The following is a 17503-nucleotide window of genomic DNA, read 5'->3' as shown; positions in this document are numbered from 1 at the left end:
TGGCTAACATATTAGTGCGAAATTATGTTGATTTGGAATCGTAATCGGACAGGCGAAGGATGTTTCAACGACGTTGGGTGTCTGCCCCAATCACCGCTAGTCGATCTCTCGCAACCAAAGCGTGTTCGCTGTCGGCGAAGCGTTGCAAGAGACCGCTGTAACAAGTTGCGGCGTCTCGATGCCTCCCCAATTTTTCAAAAGACTTCCCTGCTTGAACCAACGCGACGGCCGTCCAGTTGCCTGGCGGGCTGTCAAGGGTTTCCACGATCCGGTAGGCATCAATCGCTTCGGAGTAGCGTTGTTGCAATAAAAAGGTTTCACCGATCAACCATTGGGCTCGACAACGAACCGGGCCCGCGGCCGTGTCCATTCGAACAATTCGCTCAAGACCAACACGTGCCTCTTCCAGCCTCGCCCGACGTATCAACAGTTCGGCTTGCAGGACTTCGACCAGCGTCGTGTCGTCCTCCGGTCCAGCCGCTTCCACCGCGGCCCGCAAGTTCTTGTCGGCGTCGGTCAAGTCGTCCATCGCGACCGAAAGTTCGGCTCGACGAACCAAAGTCGGGAAGTCATCGGCTCCTGCGGTAACCGCCGCATCGAACCATCGCTTCGCCGCCGCAGCACGCCGTGTTTGGATTAGGGCCTCCGCTAGCAATCGAATTCCAGCGGAAGGCAATCGGGCTGCCACATCCACCGTATCGACATCTTCTGCCGCCAACGCCAACAAACTCCACTTTCCTGATTCCGCAGCCCAGCGACAAGCCGCTTCGATCGTTTTGCCCTGGATGCTAGCATCTGGATCTGTGCTTGATAATTTCTGCAGCAGGTAAGCGGCAAGACGCTCTGCATCGGCGTCCGCCCCTTGCTGGCTCAAACGTTTCAGGGTCGCTGCCATGATTTCACCCGCGTCAGGATGACGTTCTGCCGCTAACGTCGATCGCTGCCAAGCCGATTCATCATTTTCCAGGGCCGCATCCACGATGCTGGCCGCAATAAGCGAAGCGGGGATTGGATTGTCACTTGAGTCCCGCGTGACGAATAATCGTTTCCTGATCGAGCGAAGTCCCTCTTGATCGGCGGTTTGAGGATTCGCCGACAAAGTTTCTGCCGCCGCCACCACGACCGGGCTGAGCGGAGCCGAATCGGTGGCATTCACGGAATCGATGATCTGCTGCAAACAGGCATTCCCCTGCTCGGGCTCTCCCGCCTGATTCCAACAGGTCGCGGCCGCACGAAGCGCTCGCGAAGCATCTTCCCCTTCTGGATATTGGTCGGCAAAGCCCATCAGCAAAGCGGCTGCTTCATCGGGAGGGGCTGCCCCCAGAGCGGCTGCCCAGGCGAATCCTAAATTCGCTTTGCGCTGCAATTCTTCGTCGGTTGGATATTGGAGGATCCAGCCATACGCCTTGGATGCAAGCTCAACTTCGTTCTGACCGAGTGCGGCGGCACCTAACCGATTGGCAAATTCGCTAAGGCCAGCCGCCTCCGATTCGGTAGCTTGGCTTAAGACTTCCCACGCTTGCTGACGATGCTTATTCGCAAGTTCACAAGCGACAAGGATGCGCCTAGCCAACGCCAGTCGGCGAGCATCCTCAGCGGTATCCAGGACCTGCTGACTAAGGCTGGCCCCCTGATCCCATTGCTGGCAACGGTATGCCGCATCGGCTGCCGTCAACTGCAGAGGGGTTCGATCAAAATTCTTCGGCGCCCATTCGATGGCTGCCAGGTATTGCTTCAGGGCATCTTCGTGTTGCCCCAAACGCGTCAAGGCTTTTCCGTTCGCCATCGTCGCTTGCAACAGATAGGGCTGATACGCTTGCGCGGCGGATTCGTCGCTGGGGATCGAATCAATGTAGTGCTGCAGGGTTTGGTGGGCCTGCGCGTAATCCTTTGCAGCCAGTTGCTGCAAACCTTGCTGCAACCTCCCGTTCAGATCCGTGCTTTGCGCGAACGCTACCGGAGCTATCAGGATGGCGCACCATCCCCATAGAAATAACAGCTTGCAATGAATCGACGCTTCCTTGCGCATAGTGATACCGGCCGCGAAGGGCCCCTCCTGCCTGCGAGCATACTGATTGCCGACGATCGGGAACAAGAGCGAACCGTTTCGAAAAGCCAAGAATGGTATCGCATGTTGTTTTTTCGCATCGTGAACCGCTGCCCTGACGCCACACTTCCCAAACGCCGCGGACCCACCCAGCCGCGCTAAGTCACTTCACAACAATGACTTACAGACTCAGACAGATCATGGACCAAGGCTCTGGCACAGTGAGTGCGATGCAATGAAAGAGCGAGAAAACTTAGCGTCGCAATTCTCGCAAACCCGCATCGCTTCATGGCTCACGAGCATCACACACCATGCACTGCATTAATACTGCCGAACTTGCTGCTGTCGTCGCCCATCACGGGCCAGGGCTGCTTTACCATCGCTCCATGCTGCCCACCGAAGCGATGACGAAATACTGGACGGCGGCTCGCAACCGGTTTGACCTTTGGCATCACGCGATCGGACGCTATCGGCGAATCGAAGAAAGTGGCCACACGATCGAACTGCGACAATGGTGGGACGACCATATCCCTTTGCTAGAAGAGGTTCTGGTCACGGAATGTTTGACACGAGTCTACGCGGCGCTTGCATCCGGCCTGGACCGTGAGTGTGCGAAGTCCGAAATCAAACCGATTGCCCATTCCGTTCATTTAACCCATATCGAAGTCCGCTTTCGCGTCTTGAATCTGATGGTCCACGGTCGTGGCGGCCGCGTCGACGAAGCGGTCCGGCTGAATCGCTTGCGAACCGAAGTCGAACGCTGGACGGACGTGCTTCTCGGATCGATGGGGGCCCACTTTCCAGAACCACTCGAATACGCCATCAACCAGCGACGTGCCGCAGCCCATGCGAACGATGCTCGACTTCTGCCAGCCGGCGCAGCCCGCGACACCGCCAACTGGTTGACGTCTGCCACCATGCGTGACGCCTTGATGCGGCGTTGCAGCAACGCCCCCGCCCTCCCGGCATGCAATCGCCAGGTCACCGAAGCGGTAATGCTTTGCCTACGTCCCGACCTATTCGATTCCCATGGGATGATGAAATCGCTGTGGTTGCATCGGCTTCAAACCGGCGCCGACCAGGCGGACCGAGTGCTTGAAGAAATGTCGGCGGATGATTTGACGGCGGGAACGACACTGGGAAGTTACGAAGCCGTTCGCAACCCAGATCTGCTCCGCAGGATTCTGTAGAAGAAAATTTCTTTTGATGGCAAACGAGCCTTCAATGGAAATGCCAGCAAAGGCCCTCGATAGTTGCTAGGATTGGCGGCAGCCCTCCTTAATTCTCTTGCCTGCCTGAATGCTCATGCCAACCGAACCTGATTCCGCAATCGGTCATAGCGGGCCCCCCAGCTCCTCACCGCAGCCCGCAAGTGCGATCCGAATGCAGGTGGTTGCCGTCAGTTTTGTGATGGCTTTCTTGCTCTACCTGGATCGAGTCTGCTTGGGGGAAATGGTTAAAAGCGATTCGTTTCTAGGCGATTTCCCGGACGCAAGCAAAGAACAAATCGGGGAAGTCCTCGGAGCCTTTTTCTTTGCCTATGCCCTTTTCCAAGTCCCTGCGGGCTGGATCAGCGATCGCTTTGGCGGTCGAGCCATGCTGACTTTTTATATCCTTGCTTGGTCCGGGCTGACGGCGTTCTCAGGGATGGCGACCAGCCTAAGCGGTCTGCTGATGGCTCGGCTTGCATTTGGAGTCGTGCAGGCGGGGGCTTACCCGACCAGTAGCGGTGTGATTCGAAACTGGTTTCACTTCCGTGATCGAGCGATGGCCAGTTCGTTCGTTTCGATTGGAGGTCGCCTTGGGGGGACGCTCGCCCCATTCCTGACAACCTTGCTGGTGCTCCAGTTAGGAAGCTGGCGCTACGTTTTGTACCTGTACGGTTTCATTGGAATCGCGTCGGCGATCGCGTACTGGATGATTGTGCGGGACGACCCGCGAGAACATCCCAGTGTGAATCCAGCGGAACTGGAAAAGATCGGATCCCAAGGGGAAGCGGAACCGAAAACGAACCTCCGTGATATCCTCCCGATGATGGGGGCCATCATGGCCAGTCGTTCCTTATGGCTGAATGCACTCGCTCAGTTTTGCTTGGTGTTTGGCTGGGTTTATCTGATCACTTGGCTACCCACCTACCTGAAAGAAGAGAAGGGCGTGGAATCCTTCTTGGGTTCAATAATGGTCACCGGCGTTTTAGCGATCGCGATCCCGGGCCAGTTGATTGGCGGCTGGTTAGGCAATCAAGCGGTCATCCGTCTGGGACACCGCTGGGGACGCGTCGCACCATTAAGCGGGACCTGCTTCCTCGCCGGAATCGCCTACGTCGGTTGTTCAAGTTTCGATTCGGTTTGGTTGATCGTCGGCTGCTGTGCGATGGTTTCCCTGATGACCGACATCGGCAACCCAACGGTCTGGGCTTTTATGCAAGACGTCGGGGGACGCAACACTTCGGCCGTCTTTGGCTGGGGAAATATGTGGGGCAATTTAGGGGCCGCAGCCAGCGCCGTTGCCGTCCCCCACCTACTGAACCTTGGAAACTCCCTCGATTCGATCTTCAGCGACGGGCAGATCCTTGTCTTCCTGACTTGTGCTGGGATGTACGGGGTCGCAGGACTGGCCGTCCTGGGGACCGACGCGACCAAACCGATTCGAGGCCAACAGAACGATAAAAAGGAAGCTTAAGATGAAATGGATCTTTGATGCACATCTAGACCTCAGCCTAAACGCTTTGGAGTGGAATCGGGACTTACGACGGACCGTTGCCGACATCCGCGAATTCGAACGGACCTTGCCACCTCGCTTGGCCGGGCAAGCCGCCGGGACTGTTTCTCTGCCCGACATGCGGCGCGGCGGAATCGGGTTGTGCGTGGCCACCCAAATCGGCGGCTGCATGAAACCAAGCTCCTTTGTAGCGAACTGGGAATCGCCATCCCAGGCTTGGGCGATGTCTCAGGGGCAGCTCGCCTGGTACCGCGAGATGGAACGCCAAGGTGAGATGATCCAAATCACCGACCTCGCCGGCCTGGAATCGCAAATCCAACGCTGGGCAGATCCCGTTGCCGCAGCCGCTCGTAACGAGCCCATCGGTTACATCCTCAGCCTAGAAGGTGCCGATTCGATCGTCACCCTCGACCACCTGGACCAAGCCTGGGAGTACGGCCTGCGCGCCCTCGGGCCAGCGCACTACGGGATCGGCCGATACGCGATGGGACATGATGTGGAAGGTTCTTTTCCACCGATCGGAATCGAACTGATAAAGAAAATGGACCAGCTGGGGATGATCCTCGATGTGACGCATTTGAACGAACCCTGCTTCTGGCAGGCGCTGGAACATTTCAGCGGTCCCATCTGGGCAAGCCATCAGATGTGCCGAGCATTGGTCGACGACGTCCGGCAATTCAGCGATCGCCAGATTTCGGCACTGATCGAACAAGGCGCCGTATTAGGGGCAGCCTTCGATGTTTGGATGGTCGTCCCCGGCTTCATTCGCGGTGAATCAACGCCCACGTCGATCGGCGTCGGCATGGAACAGATCGCCGACCATATCGATCACGTTTGCCAGCTCGCAGGAAACGCTCAGCATTCGGGCATCGGCAGCGATCTAGACGGAGCCTATGGCAAGGAACAATCGCCTAGCGATCTGGATACGATCGCGGACATGCAAGCCCTTGATGGAATCCTGACGCGTCGCGGCTACAGCGAGGAAGACCGCGAAGCAATCTTTCATGGCAACTTCCTCCGAACGCTCCGCCAAGCTTGGTCATAGGGCTGATTTCACGCTCCGTGCGGGACGCGAAATCGATAAGCAACCGGTGCCCGGTGACGCAGCCTAAGCGGGTGGAGGCCCCGCGATACCGCAGGGGAGTGACCACCACTCGCCGTTGACGCGGGGAACGTCAACCGACGTGAATCAGGCTTCACTACTTGCCTGTTTCAGCTTGATCTAGAAACACGATTGCCGACGGATTCCCCACGGCTGCGTAATGATCGGTAAAAATCAGCTTTCCTGTTTTCGCATCAACTCGAAACACCGATACGTGATCCGCCCGTTGGTTGCAGCAATACAAGAACTGACCGGTCGGATCAAAATTGAAACTGCGAGGGTAATCGCCACGCGTCCACTCTTCTCCGACGTAAGTCAATGTCCCGTCGTCGTTGACCGAAAAAATCCCGATGCTGTCGTGCAAACGGTTCCCGACATAAACAAACCGGCCGTCATTGGAAACCAGAATCCCCGAACAGAAGTTGCTCCCTTTAAATTCGGGCGGGAGCGTCGAAAGCGTTTGGCGATGCTTTAGGTTCCCGGTTTCGACATCAAAATCAAACAGGGCAACGGTCGAACCTTCTTCTTGGATCGAATAAAACCATTTGCCGTTTGGATGAAAATGGAAATGCCGTGGTCCATCGCCCGGAGGAAGCGAAACGAAGGCAGGCGTGTTGGGAATCAATTTTCCAGTTTCCCGATCCAGTTTCCAAACGTAGATGCGATCCAATCCCAGATCAACATGCAGCACAAACTGTCCCGAAGGGTCGGAATGAATCATGTGAGCATGCGTGCGGTCGTGGCCGCTGATCGCAAAACTTCCAGGAGGAGCATGAGTCGCCTTGGTTGGTCCAATTTCCCCTTCGTCCACCTGGATGTCCGTGGCCTGGCCAAGTTTCCCATCTGCCAAGATCGGCAAAACGGAAACCGAGCCTCCAAAATAATTGGCAACCAACAGGAAGCGTCCGCTTGGATCCAGGCTCACGTAGGTGGGGCCTGCACCTCCCGACGACACCGAATTCAGCGGGGTTAGTTTGCCGCCATCAGGATCGATGGCAAACGCACTGACAGTTCCCTCTTTGTTTTCGCCAACACGATCGGTTTCATTGGCCGAATAGAGTCGATTGCCTGCGGCATTGATCACCAAACTGCTTGGACTGGTGCCCAGCAGAAACTCGCCAACTTGGGTCATCGCTCCCGTTTGACGATCGACGTGAAAGCGGTGAATGCCTCGTCCATTTCCTGGTGGCAGATCGACCTGAGTCGGAAGCATGTCTTGCAAGGGAGCACTAAAGGTCCCTACATAGGCGACCAACGGTTTCTCGGCACTCGTTTGCTGCGAGTAAGCCGAACGGGCCAACAAAAAAGAACTCCCTAGTCCAACGGCGAAAAACACCGTTAACAAACGGGAGGATTGCGTAAAGAAGGATTGATTCATGTTGTTTAGCATGCAGCGGAAGGATTATGGGGAGGGAATCTGCCGTGAGGCACGACAAGATGATTTTAACCTAATCTCAATTCCTGTTGGCGGTCGCTGAAAGTTGCTGATTTATCGATCATTCCGGACACCTCCCCCCCACACGACGCGGACTTTCCGGACAGTCCCAATGCATGCGCCGCGTCTGGAACCCAATACTCCCTGGCTGTCGCGATCGGTTGCTTTGCTAGAATCAGGCTCTCCGACCGCGGGAACCTCCGGCGTCGCGTCCTCGACTGGCCTTCGCCACACGTACAACCCCAACCATGAACATGAACCAAACGCTTCTCGATTACCTGCAACGCATCCTGAATGCCCCGGTCTACGACGTTGCCATTGAATCGCCTCTTGAACAAGCGGAAAAACTATCCAAGCGGTTAGGCAATCGAATTTGGCTAAAACGAGAGGACACGCAACCGGTCTTCAGCTTCAAGCTGCGCGGAGCCTACAACAAGATGTCGCGGCTAACGTCGGCGGAACTGGCTCGGGGGGTCGTCTGTGCATCGGCGGGGAACCATGCACAAGGCGTTGCCCTCAGTGCGAAGCGGCTCGGTTGCAAAACCGTCATTGTCATGCCGGTAACCACTCCGCGACTTAAATCGGATGCGGTCCGCGCCCTCGGCGGGAACGTGGTCTTACACGGTGAAAGCTACTCCGACGCGCATGCCCACGCACTCGAGATCGCAGAACGCGACCGATTGGTTTTTGTGCATCCCTTTGACGATCCCGATGTCATTGCCGGGCAAGGAACGATCGGGATGGAAATCCTTCGCCAACACCAACATCCAATCCATGCGGTCTTCGTCGCGATCGGCGGAGGAGGCTTGATTTCAGGAGTCGCCGCCTACCTCAAAGCCGTACGCCCCGACATCAAAATTGTCGGAGTCCAGATGGAAGATTCCGATGCCATGATCCGATCGATCCGCAAAGGCGAACGCGTCACGCTAGAAGATGTAGGCTTGTTTTCCGACGGGACGGCTGTCAAACGGGTTGGCGAGGAAACGTTTCGACTGACCAAGAACTTGGTCGATGACTTCGTGCTTGTCGATACCGATGCCGTCTGTGCTGCGATCAAAGATGCGTTCGAAGATACGCGAAGCATTCTGGAACCAGCCGGGGCGATTGGAATCGCAGGCATGAAAAAATACATCGCCCAGCACAATATTGAAAATGAATCGCTGGTCGCCATCACCTGCGGTGCCAACATGAATTTCGACCGTCTGCGATTCGTCGCGGAGCGAGCCGAAGTTGGCGAAGCCCGCGAAGCCTTGTTTGCCGTCACGATCCCTGAAGAGCGGGGCAGTTTCAAACGCCTGTGCGAAGTGATCGGGCAACGCAGCGTGACCGAATTTAGCTACCGGATCTCCAATGCAAAGCAGGCTCACGTGCTGGTCGGGCTGGCCACCAATGATCGTCAGGAAGCCAAAGCCATTCGCACAGCATTTACCGAAGAGGGTTTTGAATCGATCAACTTGGTCGACGATGAACTGTCCAAGGAACACATTCGGTACATGGTGGGCGGCCGAAGCCAAGCCTCACAGAATGAACACCTGTATCGCTTTGAATTCCCGGAGCGCCCCGGGGCACTGATGCGTTTCTTATCAAGCATGCATCCCAACTGGAACATCAGCCTGTTCCACTACCGCAACCAAGGCGCCGACTACGGACGAATATTGGTCGGAATCCAAGTGCCCGATAGCGATCTGAAAGCGATCTCGAATTTCATCGAAGGCCTAGGATACCCCTGCGTGGAAGAAACCCAAAATCCTGTTTACCGCATGTTCCTCTAAAAACGGGCTGTCGTTTTAATCGGAAGCAGAAAAAGATTGCGGCCTTTCGCGGGGCGAAAGGCGACAATCACCCAGTCGGCAACCCAAAGAACGAACACGGGAGACTGGACGCAGTTGCCAGTGATTGCACCGACCTGGGGAAGCCGGGCGGAAACCCACAATTGCTTCCGCCGGTGGAAATCGGCCCTGCGATTTGCACCGGCGCGCGGGCAGACGAACACACTGGAGAGCTTGCGTCGTCCGCTGACGTGTTGCTTGCACGCCTCGGCCCTCTCAGCCCGTCGATAGAAACGGGCAAAACAAAGCTCAAAGAATCTTGGCAAAATTGCTACTCTCGGCCCCCAGAAACCGATATAGTGAGTACGGATGCAATTCCAAGCAACCATACCACAGGATTAAAGGCGGGCAAACCTTCATTGCTTCCTTGGTGGTTCACGGAAGCGATCCTCTTTTCCAATTTTCTTTTCTATCCCCCAAAGGGCTTATCCTATGAAACGGAACGCTTTTACTTTAGTTGAATTATTGGTGGTGATTGCCATCATCGGTGTCTTGGTTGGCTTGCTCTTACCAGCCGTCCAAGCCGCTCGCGAAGCCGCTAGACGAATGAGCTGCAGCAACAACTTCAAGCAGTTAGGGCTGTCGCTGCACAATTACCACGACACGCATCAGGCCTTCCCACTCGGGGCCACTGCGATCACGCAGGGACTTTCGCTACACGTCGCGTTGCTGCCATTCATGGAACAAGGCAACAAGTACGATCGATTTATCATTGAGGAAGTCTTCAATAGCGCAAACAATCGACCGTTGACTCAAGACGCCCCAATGGCGATGTACATTTGCCCTAGTTCGCCGGAAAATACCGCGGATGATACCGAAGCCGATTACACGACTCACTACTACGGCGTCATGGGGCCGACAGGCACCAACCCTCAATCCGGCGTCGCCTACAAAGAAAACACTTCCGGCGCACACGGTGGTTGGAGCGAACAAGGGCTATTTCGCTGGGGGCTGAAACCTAAAAACTTCGCCAACATCGTTGACGGAACTTCGAACTCTTTGGCCTTTGGCGAAATTTCATGGTCCGAACGGAATGGAAACGCGACTCGCTATCGAGCATGGACGCGTGGCGGCCAAGTGAATCAATACATGGCACCTGCCAAGAACATTGCTCGCGCCATCAACTCCGATTACACGGCCCTGTTTAATGACATGAGCATGGGCAGCGAGCACCCAGGCGGTGCGATGTTTGGGCTTTGCGACGGCTCGGTTCGGTTCGTTTCCGAAACCATTAACTTCAGCACGTACCTATCCGCTGCAAGTGTTAACGGACGCGAGTCCGACGGTCTTTAAACCTTTTTTGATGACCATCCCACTGCCGCCTGCGATTGGATCGCAGGTGGCTTTCTTATTTTATGAATCTGTCTCTTTAGCCCTGCATCAAAAAATGAAAAGACTGTCTCCCGCTTTATTGCTCTGTGCCGCCGTCCTGCTGCTATCGCAAATCGGCTGCGGACCAGCCGACCCAAGAGGACAAAACGTCAGTGGTTCCGTCACCTTTAAGGGGGCTCCGGTCCAAATGGGTGACATTCAGTTCCTGCCAAAATCGGGCAACCCTGGACCCGCGGGAAGTGCGAAAATTATCAACGGAAAATACGATACCGCAGCCGAGGGCGGAAAAGGGACCGTCGGCGGCCCTCACGAAGTGATCATCAACGGGTTTGACGGGAAAGCCGAACCGGATGCGGAACTGCCCCTCGGAAAGCCCCTCTTTAGCGATTACAAAGTCGAACTGGATATCCCTACCGAAGGCGACGGAATGACAAAAGACTTTGATGTCACCGACAAGAAATAGTCGGTAAAGAAGACTTCCCCTTCGATTGCATTCCTGGCCCCATCCCAGGAATGCAATCCAATGGCTGCAGCGCAAACCAGTGCCAGTCAAACCTAGACTTGCCCTGGGGACGCCAACTGGACGGCCAAACGAATCGCCTGGACCATGCTGCTGTGCCCGGCGATTCCTTGCCAAGCAATGTCCATGGCGGTCCCATGGTCAACGGACGTGCGCACGATCGGCAGCCCCAACGTGACGTTCACCGCGTCATCAAAGGCAAGTGTCTTCAGCGGAATCAGCCCCTGGTCGTGATACATGCAAATGTAGACGTCGGTTTCCAGGCGTTTTGCTGCGGTGAATGCGGTGTCGGGCGGCAGGGGGCCCTGAACGTCCATCCCCGCTTCTCTCGCTCGATCAATGGCCGGCTGGATGATTCGCTCTTCCTCCTGCTGACCGAACAGCCCGTGTTCTCCGGCGTGCGGATTCAAGCCGCAGACAGTGACGCGCGCCTTGCGTTGACGAATCCGCGACACCACCTCGTGCCCCATTTGAATCGATTCAAAAATCCCCTCCGTGGTAAGCAGCCGCGGCACCTCGGCGTACCCGACGTGCACCGTCACCAACACACAGCTAATCTGCGGCGCGGTCAACATCATGCGAACATTGGACGAATGAGTGCGTGACGCCAACAGTTCGGTATGGCCGGGAAAAGGAATCCCTGCCAGATGCCAAGCCTCTTTCTGGATCGGCCCCGTCACGACCCCAGCCACCTTGCCCTCGATGGCCAAATCGATACCAGTCGTAACGTACTGGTAAGAAGCACTACCATTTTCAGCACAGATTTGTCCGGGCTGCACAGCTGAGAAATCGCCGGCAGGGTCCAGGATGGGAACCTCAGGTAGGTCGACGCCAATCTTAGCAGCAACTTGCTGCAAAACCGTGCGATTGCCAATCAGCTGAGGACGGCAAAAAGCAAGGATTTCGGGAATCGCCCGCAGCGAAACTTCAGGACCAATTCCAGCAGGGTCACCGGTGGTGATTGCAATCGCAGGGAGTGACATTCTTACTTAGCAGGCTTTCCGTAGCCACTGTTCAATCGGCGAGGCGTCGCTTCCGTAAGGGAGCGAACCAAGCAACGGAACATGGCAGTATTTTCGTATTTCAGTGAGGTTGGTTTCTGCAGACGCATCGCTGCGTGACATCGCTTGATTCAGGATAATGCCAGCAAGGTTCAGCCCCTCTCCATCGGCAAAATGTTTAGCCGCCAAAGTGGTCGCAACCACTTGATGAATCACCCCTAACCGATTTTCTGCCACTAAAACCAAAGTGGCCCGCAAGGCATAGGCCAAGTCGGCGTTGCTAAATCGGTCTGCCAAAGGAGAAAAAAGGCCCCCGGCCCCCTCGACGATTAACAACGAACAGCGGCCATACCACCACTTGGCTCCCTCAATCAGTTCGTCCTTGTCGACGATTCGATTTTCTAGTGCCGCGGCCGATGGGGGTGCTAAAGGAGCCGCAAACCGCTGAGGGCAAACACGTTCGAGGCTTTCCGGGCGGCCCGCTGACTGCCACAATCCCAATGCGTCCTCGGACACAAGTTCGCCGTTGCGATAGTCACAGCCGCTGGCGACAGGCTTGTAGACTCCAATCTTCATTCCGTAGCCGGCAAGCAATTTTGCCGTCAAACTAGCGACGTAGGTCTTCCCCACATCGGTGTCGGTCCCCGTAAAAAAGAGGATGGGAGGTGCTTTGACGATCATGCCCACCATCCGGTCGATTCGGGAGGGAAGGAGGAAGAGTGAAAATTAAGAACGGTTGCCGCATTATAGGGGGTAGAAGCTGCTGGCGGTTTTGAATTACAAAACGATATCCAATGATGAACGCCCTTCCCCGAGACCAATTTATGACACGCGACGTTTCTTTAGCCCTAGTGCAAATGCAATGCTCCGAAGATAAGCAGCAAAACGTCTGTAAAGCGGTCGAGCGAATTGTAGCAGCTGCAGAGAAAGGGGCGCAGATCATTTGCCTGCAAGAATTATTTACCAGCCCCTACCCCTGCCAGGAAGAAGACCACCGGGTTTTTGACTGGGCGGAATCGATCCCCGGCCCGACAACCGACGTGCTTGGCAAGGTTGCTGCAAAATACGAGGTCGTGATTGTCGCCTCGCTATTCGAACGCCGGGCACCTGGGCTTTATCACAACACGGCCGCCGTCCTGGACGCGGACGGAAGCATTGCGGGCATCTACCGGAAAATGCATATCCCCGATGACCCGTTGTACTATGAAAAATTCTACTTCACCCCCGGTGACTTAGGGTTCAAGGTCATCGAAACCCGATACGCCAAACTTGGAGTCGGCGTCTGCTGGGACCAGTGGTTCCCCGAAGCGGCGAGACTGTTTGCCTTGGGCGGAGCAGAGATCTTGCTCTACCCAACGGCGATCGGCTGGATCGATGAAGAAAAGGAAGAATTTGGCAAAAATCAGTACAATGCTTGGCAGACCTCCATGCGCGGGCATGCGATTGCAAACGGGCTGTGGGTTGCCGCCCCAAACCGCGTCGGCACCGAAGGGCGGATCGAATTCTGGGGCGGTTCCTTTTTCGTTGCACCAACCGGCGAAGTCATCGAACAAGGGTCCCACAGCGACGAACAAACCCTGATCCAGACCTGTTCGTTAGACATGCTTGATCTGGTCCGCACCCACTGGCCATTCTTGCGGGATCGCCGAATCGATGCTTATGGTGGGCTGCTGCAGCGGCACCTATCGCCGTAACGAAACGGCAAAGCCCCCATCCAGAACTCAACCGCACTCCCTGTTTTTTTTCTGTCCTACCACCTAGATAAGCGATACCATGCAATCGATTGCCACTGCAATTACCGAATCGGCCAACCTATCCATCGGTTATGCCCAACGTCTTATGACCGATGTTAAAGCGGACCAGTTCGGACGCTTCGCAACCGGATCCAACGGACCTATCGACTCAAACCATCCTGCGTTCGTGTTCGGGCATCTTTGCTTGTACCCCGCCCGAATGCTCGAAGACCTAGGGCTGGATGCAAGCAAAATCGAAGCCCCCGCAAACTACCACGAACTGTTTAAGCCCGGAGTCGCCTGCAGCGACGACGTAAATGGCGACATCTATCCTCCAATGGATGAAATCATGTCCCGGTTTTACGACTCCTACGCAGCGGCCCTGAAAGAGATCGCTAACATCGACAACGCTGCCTACGAAGTCGCAAACCCACTTGAGCGCATGCGTGAGCGTTTCTCCACAATGGGATCGATGCACACTTTTTACATGGGTGGCCACATGATGATGCACCTAGGCCAAATCAGTGCATGGCGCCGAGCGATCGGAATGCCAGCCGCCTAGCAAAAAGCAAATTCCTTCGCCGGCAAGCAGGCTGGCGGTTAAGAGAAGACGTCCTTTCGCGCGGGACGTAAAATTCATAAGTGATGGCTTTAGCGTTTCACAAGCCAAGCTTCACCTGCAGTAAGCGTTCCGTTTCGGGCTAGCCCGACGGAACTCGCAACGGGAAGCGATCAACCTGCTCGCTCAGGACCAGGTGTTAAAACGCAGCAAAGCCGTCCATTTATAAATCGCTTGCCCGCAAGGACAAGCGTACAAGCGCAACACCAATCGCCGTTGCTTACCACTGGGAGTATGGCTTTGCCTTCAGTACGGCTTTTTCGATTTTGCTGACGGTGTTTGCGTATTGGGGTTTGACCTTTAGGGTTGCCCAGTCGGGGTGCGCGACAAAGGCTTTCCAGCCAGCTTGGCGGGCTTCGTCCGTTGGGTACACGGTCAAGTAAGTCAGATTGGGGCAGTTTGGTCCGACGATCGCTTGACCAAAGAAAACAGGCTGGATCCCACAGTCCAAGAAGATTGGAATTTCACCGTTGTTGAACATGTGAACCTTGACGATTCCCTTTTGCTCCGTCGCACTTTCGTACGTACGCAGTTCATAGACGCGTTCGTCTTTTGGAGCGATCGATTCGGTGGGTGCCTCCATGCGTGGCATCGATTCAAAGGCAATCAGCAGTTCGCTTCGAATTCGGCTGAACGGAGCTTGGTCCACAGGCAATTCAAGGTAATCCTTGCCAGCTTTTTGATAGGCTTCGTCGCTTGCCAAAGCCGCTTGAACTTCAGGCAATTGAGCGGGCGAGTTGAACGGGATAACGACGGTAACTTGCTGGTTTGCTGGTTCAGCTTGCGGATCAAAAAGGACTCCTACTGGACCGATGCCTTGGCGTTGAAGCGCTGGCAAAAGGGCTTTTTCTAAATACGCATCCAGAGCCGCGGGGTCACCGTTTTCGCCCAGCTGATAGGTGCGAACTTCGTAAAATTCTCGCGTCGTTTCTTCGGCGCTGGCAAGGTTCACGGTAACCGCCATTAAAAGGCCGGCAAAAAGAAGTGCGAATAATCGTTGGCAAGCCATGTTTTTCATTCGGTCAAAAGTTAGAAATAAGTAAGAACCAGCAATAACGATCCCTCGCGATCTAAGAAACGTTATTTCCCTGTCGCTGCAGTTGGTAATCACCCGAGAGGATATCCTGCCACCATTCCGGATGATCCAGATACCATTCTACGGTCTTACGAAAGCCGCTGGCGAAGTCTTCCTTGGGATGCCAGTCAAGTTCTTCGGCTATTTTCGAAGCATCAATGGCGTACCGCAGATCATGCCCAGGGCGATCGGTTACGTAGGTAATTTTCTTCTCGTGCATTTGCCCTGATTCACAAGGCCGCAAATCGTCCAACAGCCCGCACAGAGTCTTTACTAGTTCAAGGTTCGTACGTTCGTTGTTTCCGCCAATATTATAGGTCTGGCCTATTTTTCCTTCTTGAACAACCTTCAGGAGGGCTTCGCAGTGATCGACCACGTACAACCAGTCGCGAATGTTTTCACCTTTGCCATAGATCGGGATCGGTTCGTTACGCAAACATTTAAGAATGACAACCGGGATCAATTTCTCAGGGAACTGATAGGGACCATAATTATTACTGCAATTGGTCACCAAAACGGGCAGTCCGTAGGTGTCGTGCCAGGCGCGGGCCAAATGGTCGCTGGAAGCCTTGCTGGCTGAGTATGGAGAATGGGGCGTGTATGGGGTCGTTTCAGTGAACAGGCCAGTTTCGCCCAATGATCCGTAAACTTCATCGGTCGATACATGCAGAAAACGAAATTCCGACTGCCCTTGCGCCGAGAGGCCTCGCCAATACTGGAGGCTGGCCTGAAGTAGCTGAAAGGTGCCGACAACGTTTGTCTGGATAAACTGCCCAGGGCCGTCGATAGACCGGTCGACATGACTTTCTGCCGCCAAATGCATCACCGCTTCGGGCTGGAAGCTGGCAAACGCTTGGGACACCGCTTCCGCATCCGTAATGTCGGCCTGCAAAAACTGGTAATTTGGGTGGCTGTCGAGATCTTTTAGGGAGGCAAGGTTACCCGCGTACGTCAATTTGTCCACATTCAGGACGGTGTGCCCCGATTCGATAGCCAGGCGGACGAGATTGGAACCGATGAAACCGGCGCCGCCAGTGATTAAGACGCGCATTAAGGCTGCCTGTCTGCAGGAATAAAGATCTGGATCAGAGAAAAACGATTGTAATCGCTTCTCTAGCCGCTGTCTTTTGCAGGGCCGACCATAAATAGCAGAACAGTGCACGCCCAATGCCACCTACTTTGGCATCTGCGGCCGAATTTCCTAGCGGATCGGCGCATCATTGTTTTTTCTATGCGATTGCCGGACGGCTCGCGCCGTTCCGCTAAGAAAGTAGACGACACTGGGCGCACGGTGTCCGGCCCTTTACGCGGGAATTCAGACCCGCCGTAGGAGCCCCCTCAATGCCGCGAAGATTTGAACTTGAAAACCTTAACCGCATGTACCTGAATACTCGCTCAGGATGCAGGAATTTTGCCGATCACTTCCATCTGGCAGTCGTCCAATTCCACCGAAACACCTTGGTTCATGAACCGCACGTCGACGACCAATCGAATTTCGTGTTCGCGGCGGATCACCCGACCTTCATAGCCGGCGAATTGCCCGTTCTTGATACGAACAATGTCCCCGGGCTCGATACGCGATTCCGGAGCCAACGATTCGCCGGTCCCGATGAGTGCGTGGACCTGACGTAAATCGGTAATCAAAAGATCCGTTTGCGTGACGGGAACGCAGCGCGAGACGCAGCCACTACAGACCGCTTGATAGCGAGCTTCTTCGTCGCCCTGAAGAAAGACGTAGTTTGCGAAGAGTGGAGAATATGACTTTCGCAACCGTCCGGCAGGGGAGCGGTAGCGGCGTTCAATAATCGGGCCGTAGTGGGCAATTTCTGCTTGCCGCAGTTGCCGCATCAGGGCCTTCTCTTGGCGCGAACGCGTGTAAATCGCCCACCAAGGGGCCTCGACGCTTACCGTTTCAAGAAGATTTGCAGGGAAGATATCGGGTTCTTCAGGCAGCAACGGCATCGACACGTACTCCAGCTGTAAAAGTGCGACGAAACAAGACTCCATTTTGGTTTCATACGCCGTCATCGATTTCATTCACATTCAATCGAATCCAGTCAATAGTCTGATCGATTTAAAGCAGATTGAA

The 17503-nt window shown here is 55.1% G+C and carries 15 protein-coding genes; 8 read left to right on the top strand and 7 right to left on the bottom strand.

The annotated features are described in order from the left end of the window. Positions 1-64: 64 nt before the first annotated feature. Positions 65-2029: a tetratricopeptide repeat protein gene (locus tag FF011L_RS03735; RefSeq protein ID WP_145350246.1), complete on the bottom strand. Its 1965-nt coding sequence runs from the start codon at positions 2027-2029 to the stop codon at positions 65-67. A gap of 329 nt (positions 2030-2358) precedes the next feature. Between FF011L_RS03735 and FF011L_RS03730 the strand changes: the two genes are divergently transcribed. From FF011L_RS03730 to FF011L_RS03720, 3 genes are all read left to right on the top strand, one after another. Further along, positions 2359-3237: a hypothetical protein gene (locus FF011L_RS03730; RefSeq protein WP_145350243.1), complete on the top strand. Its 879-nt coding sequence runs from the start codon at positions 2359-2361 to the stop codon at positions 3235-3237. 115 nt (positions 3238-3352) lie between these two features. Further along, positions 3353-4729, top strand: coding sequence for an MFS transporter (locus FF011L_RS03725; RefSeq protein WP_218932995.1), 1377 nt, complete (start codon positions 3353-3355; stop codon positions 4727-4729). A 1-nt stretch (position 4730) separates the two neighbouring features. Then, on the top strand, positions 4731-5813 hold the full coding sequence (locus FF011L_RS03720; RefSeq protein WP_145350239.1) for a dipeptidase: 1083 nt from the start codon (positions 4731-4733) through the stop codon (positions 5811-5813). 154 nt (positions 5814-5967) lie between these two features. Here the strand turns inward: FF011L_RS03720 and FF011L_RS03715 are convergent, their stop codons facing one another. After that, the gene (locus FF011L_RS03715) at positions 5968-7248 is read right to left on the bottom strand and encodes a lactonase family protein (protein ID WP_246109712.1); all 1281 of its coding nucleotides are present in this window, start codon (positions 7246-7248) and stop codon (positions 5968-5970) included. 305 nt (positions 7249-7553) lie between these two features. Between FF011L_RS03715 and ilvA the strand changes: the two genes are divergently transcribed. The 3 genes from ilvA (at position 7554) to FF011L_RS03700 (ending at position 10929) form a co-directional block, all read left to right on the top strand. Beyond that, positions 7554-9077, top strand: a complete 1524-nt coding sequence (gene ilvA, locus FF011L_RS03710) for a threonine ammonia-lyase, biosynthetic (RefSeq protein ID WP_261342558.1) — start codon at positions 7554-7556, stop codon at positions 9075-9077. Positions 9078-9566: 489 nt separating this feature from the next. Beyond that, positions 9567-10427, top strand: coding sequence for a DUF1559 domain-containing protein (locus tag FF011L_RS03705; protein WP_145350235.1), 861 nt, complete (start codon positions 9567-9569; stop codon positions 10425-10427). 10 nt (positions 10428-10437) lie between these two features. Beyond that, positions 10438-10929 (top strand): hypothetical protein, encoded by a 492-nt coding sequence (locus tag FF011L_RS03700; protein ID WP_246109711.1) that lies wholly within the window; start codon positions 10438-10440, stop codon positions 10927-10929. Positions 10930-11021: 92 nt separating this feature from the next. On the opposite strand, the gene pdxA is transcribed toward FF011L_RS03700, so the two are convergent. Beyond that, complete coding sequence (gene pdxA / locus FF011L_RS03695; RefSeq protein WP_145350234.1) at positions 11022-11969, bottom strand: 4-hydroxythreonine-4-phosphate dehydrogenase PdxA; 948 nt, start codon at positions 11967-11969, stop codon at positions 11022-11024. Positions 11970-11975: 6 nt separating this feature from the next. After that, entirely contained in the window at positions 11976-12668 is a 693-nt protein-coding gene (bioD, locus tag FF011L_RS03690; protein WP_145350233.1) for a dethiobiotin synthase, read from the bottom strand. Positions 12669-12811: 143 nt separating this feature from the next. Between bioD and FF011L_RS03685 the strand changes: the two genes are divergently transcribed. Together FF011L_RS03685 and FF011L_RS03680 are read left to right on the top strand one after the other, a co-directional pair. After that, positions 12812-13681: a carbon-nitrogen hydrolase gene (locus FF011L_RS03685; RefSeq protein ID WP_145350232.1), complete on the top strand. Its 870-nt coding sequence runs from the start codon at positions 12812-12814 to the stop codon at positions 13679-13681. A 79-nt stretch (positions 13682-13760) separates the two neighbouring features. After that, entirely contained in the window at positions 13761-14282 is a 522-nt protein-coding gene (locus FF011L_RS03680) for a DinB family protein (protein ID WP_145350230.1), read from the top strand. A 277-nt stretch (positions 14283-14559) separates the two neighbouring features. On the opposite strand, the gene FF011L_RS03675 is transcribed toward FF011L_RS03680, so the two are convergent. The 3 genes from FF011L_RS03675 to nusG all read right to left on the bottom strand — a co-directional run bounded on the left by FF011L_RS03675 (position 14560) and on the right by nusG (position 17451). Beyond that, on the bottom strand, positions 14560-15348 hold the full coding sequence (locus tag FF011L_RS03675; protein WP_218932994.1) for an NIPSNAP family protein: 789 nt from the start codon (positions 15346-15348) through the stop codon (positions 14560-14562). A gap of 61 nt (positions 15349-15409) precedes the next feature. Next, positions 15410-16465: a dTDP-glucose 4,6-dehydratase gene (gene rfbB / locus FF011L_RS03670; RefSeq protein WP_145350226.1), complete on the bottom strand. Its 1056-nt coding sequence runs from the start codon at positions 16463-16465 to the stop codon at positions 15410-15412. Positions 16466-16809: 344 nt separating this feature from the next. Next, a complete protein-coding gene (nusG, locus tag FF011L_RS03665; RefSeq protein ID WP_246109710.1) occupies positions 16810-17451 on the bottom strand; it encodes a transcription termination/antitermination protein NusG in 642 nt (213 codons plus the stop codon). Positions 17452-17503 lie beyond the last annotated feature (52 nt).

The sequence above is a fragment of the Roseimaritima multifibrata genome, from assembly GCF_007741495.1.
Taxonomy (GTDB): Bacteria; Planctomycetota; Planctomycetia; order Pirellulales; family Pirellulaceae; genus Roseimaritima; species Roseimaritima multifibrata.
This window is presented reverse-complemented; position numbering and strand designations above follow the sequence as displayed.

Bases quoted from the DNA above. Each gene is read 5' to 3' on its own strand.
- FF011L_RS03735 (WP_145350246.1), bottom strand. From the start codon at position 2,029: ATGCGCAAGGAAGCGTCGATTCATTGCAAGCTGTTATTTCTATGGGGA.
- FF011L_RS03730 (WP_145350243.1), top strand. From the start codon at position 2,359: ATGCACTGCATTAATACTGCCGAACTTGCTGCTGTCGTCGCCCATCAC.
- FF011L_RS03725 (WP_218932995.1), top strand. From the start codon at position 3,353: ATGCCAACCGAACCTGATTCCGCAATCGGTCATAGCGGGCCCCCCAGC.
- FF011L_RS03720 (WP_145350239.1), top strand. From the start codon at position 4,731: ATGAAATGGATCTTTGATGCACATCTAGACCTCAGCCTAAACGCTTTG.
- FF011L_RS03715 (WP_246109712.1), bottom strand. From the start codon at position 7,248: ATGAATCAATCCTTCTTTACGCAATCCTCCCGTTTGTTAACGGTGTTT.
- ilvA (WP_261342558.1), top strand. From the start codon at position 7,554: ATGAACATGAACCAAACGCTTCTCGATTACCTGCAACGCATCCTGAAT.
- FF011L_RS03705 (WP_145350235.1), top strand. From the start codon at position 9,567: ATGAAACGGAACGCTTTTACTTTAGTTGAATTATTGGTGGTGATTGCC.
- FF011L_RS03700 (WP_246109711.1), top strand. From the start codon at position 10,438: ATGACCATCCCACTGCCGCCTGCGATTGGATCGCAGGTGGCTTTCTTA.
- pdxA (WP_145350234.1), bottom strand. From the start codon at position 11,969: ATGTCACTCCCTGCGATTGCAATCACCACCGGTGACCCTGCTGGAATT.
- bioD (WP_145350233.1), bottom strand. From the start codon at position 12,668: ATGATCGTCAAAGCACCTCCCATCCTCTTTTTTACGGGGACCGACACC.
- FF011L_RS03685 (WP_145350232.1), top strand. From the start codon at position 12,812: ATGACACGCGACGTTTCTTTAGCCCTAGTGCAAATGCAATGCTCCGAA.
- FF011L_RS03680 (WP_145350230.1), top strand. From the start codon at position 13,761: ATGCAATCGATTGCCACTGCAATTACCGAATCGGCCAACCTATCCATC.
- FF011L_RS03675 (WP_218932994.1), bottom strand. From the start codon at position 15,348: ATGGCTTGCCAACGATTATTCGCACTTCTTTTTGCCGGCCTTTTAATG.
- rfbB (WP_145350226.1), bottom strand. From the start codon at position 16,465: ATGCGCGTCTTAATCACTGGCGGCGCCGGTTTCATCGGTTCCAATCTC.
- nusG (WP_246109710.1), bottom strand. From the start codon at position 17,451: ATGAAATCGATGACGGCGTATGAAACCAAAATGGAGTCTTGTTTCGTC.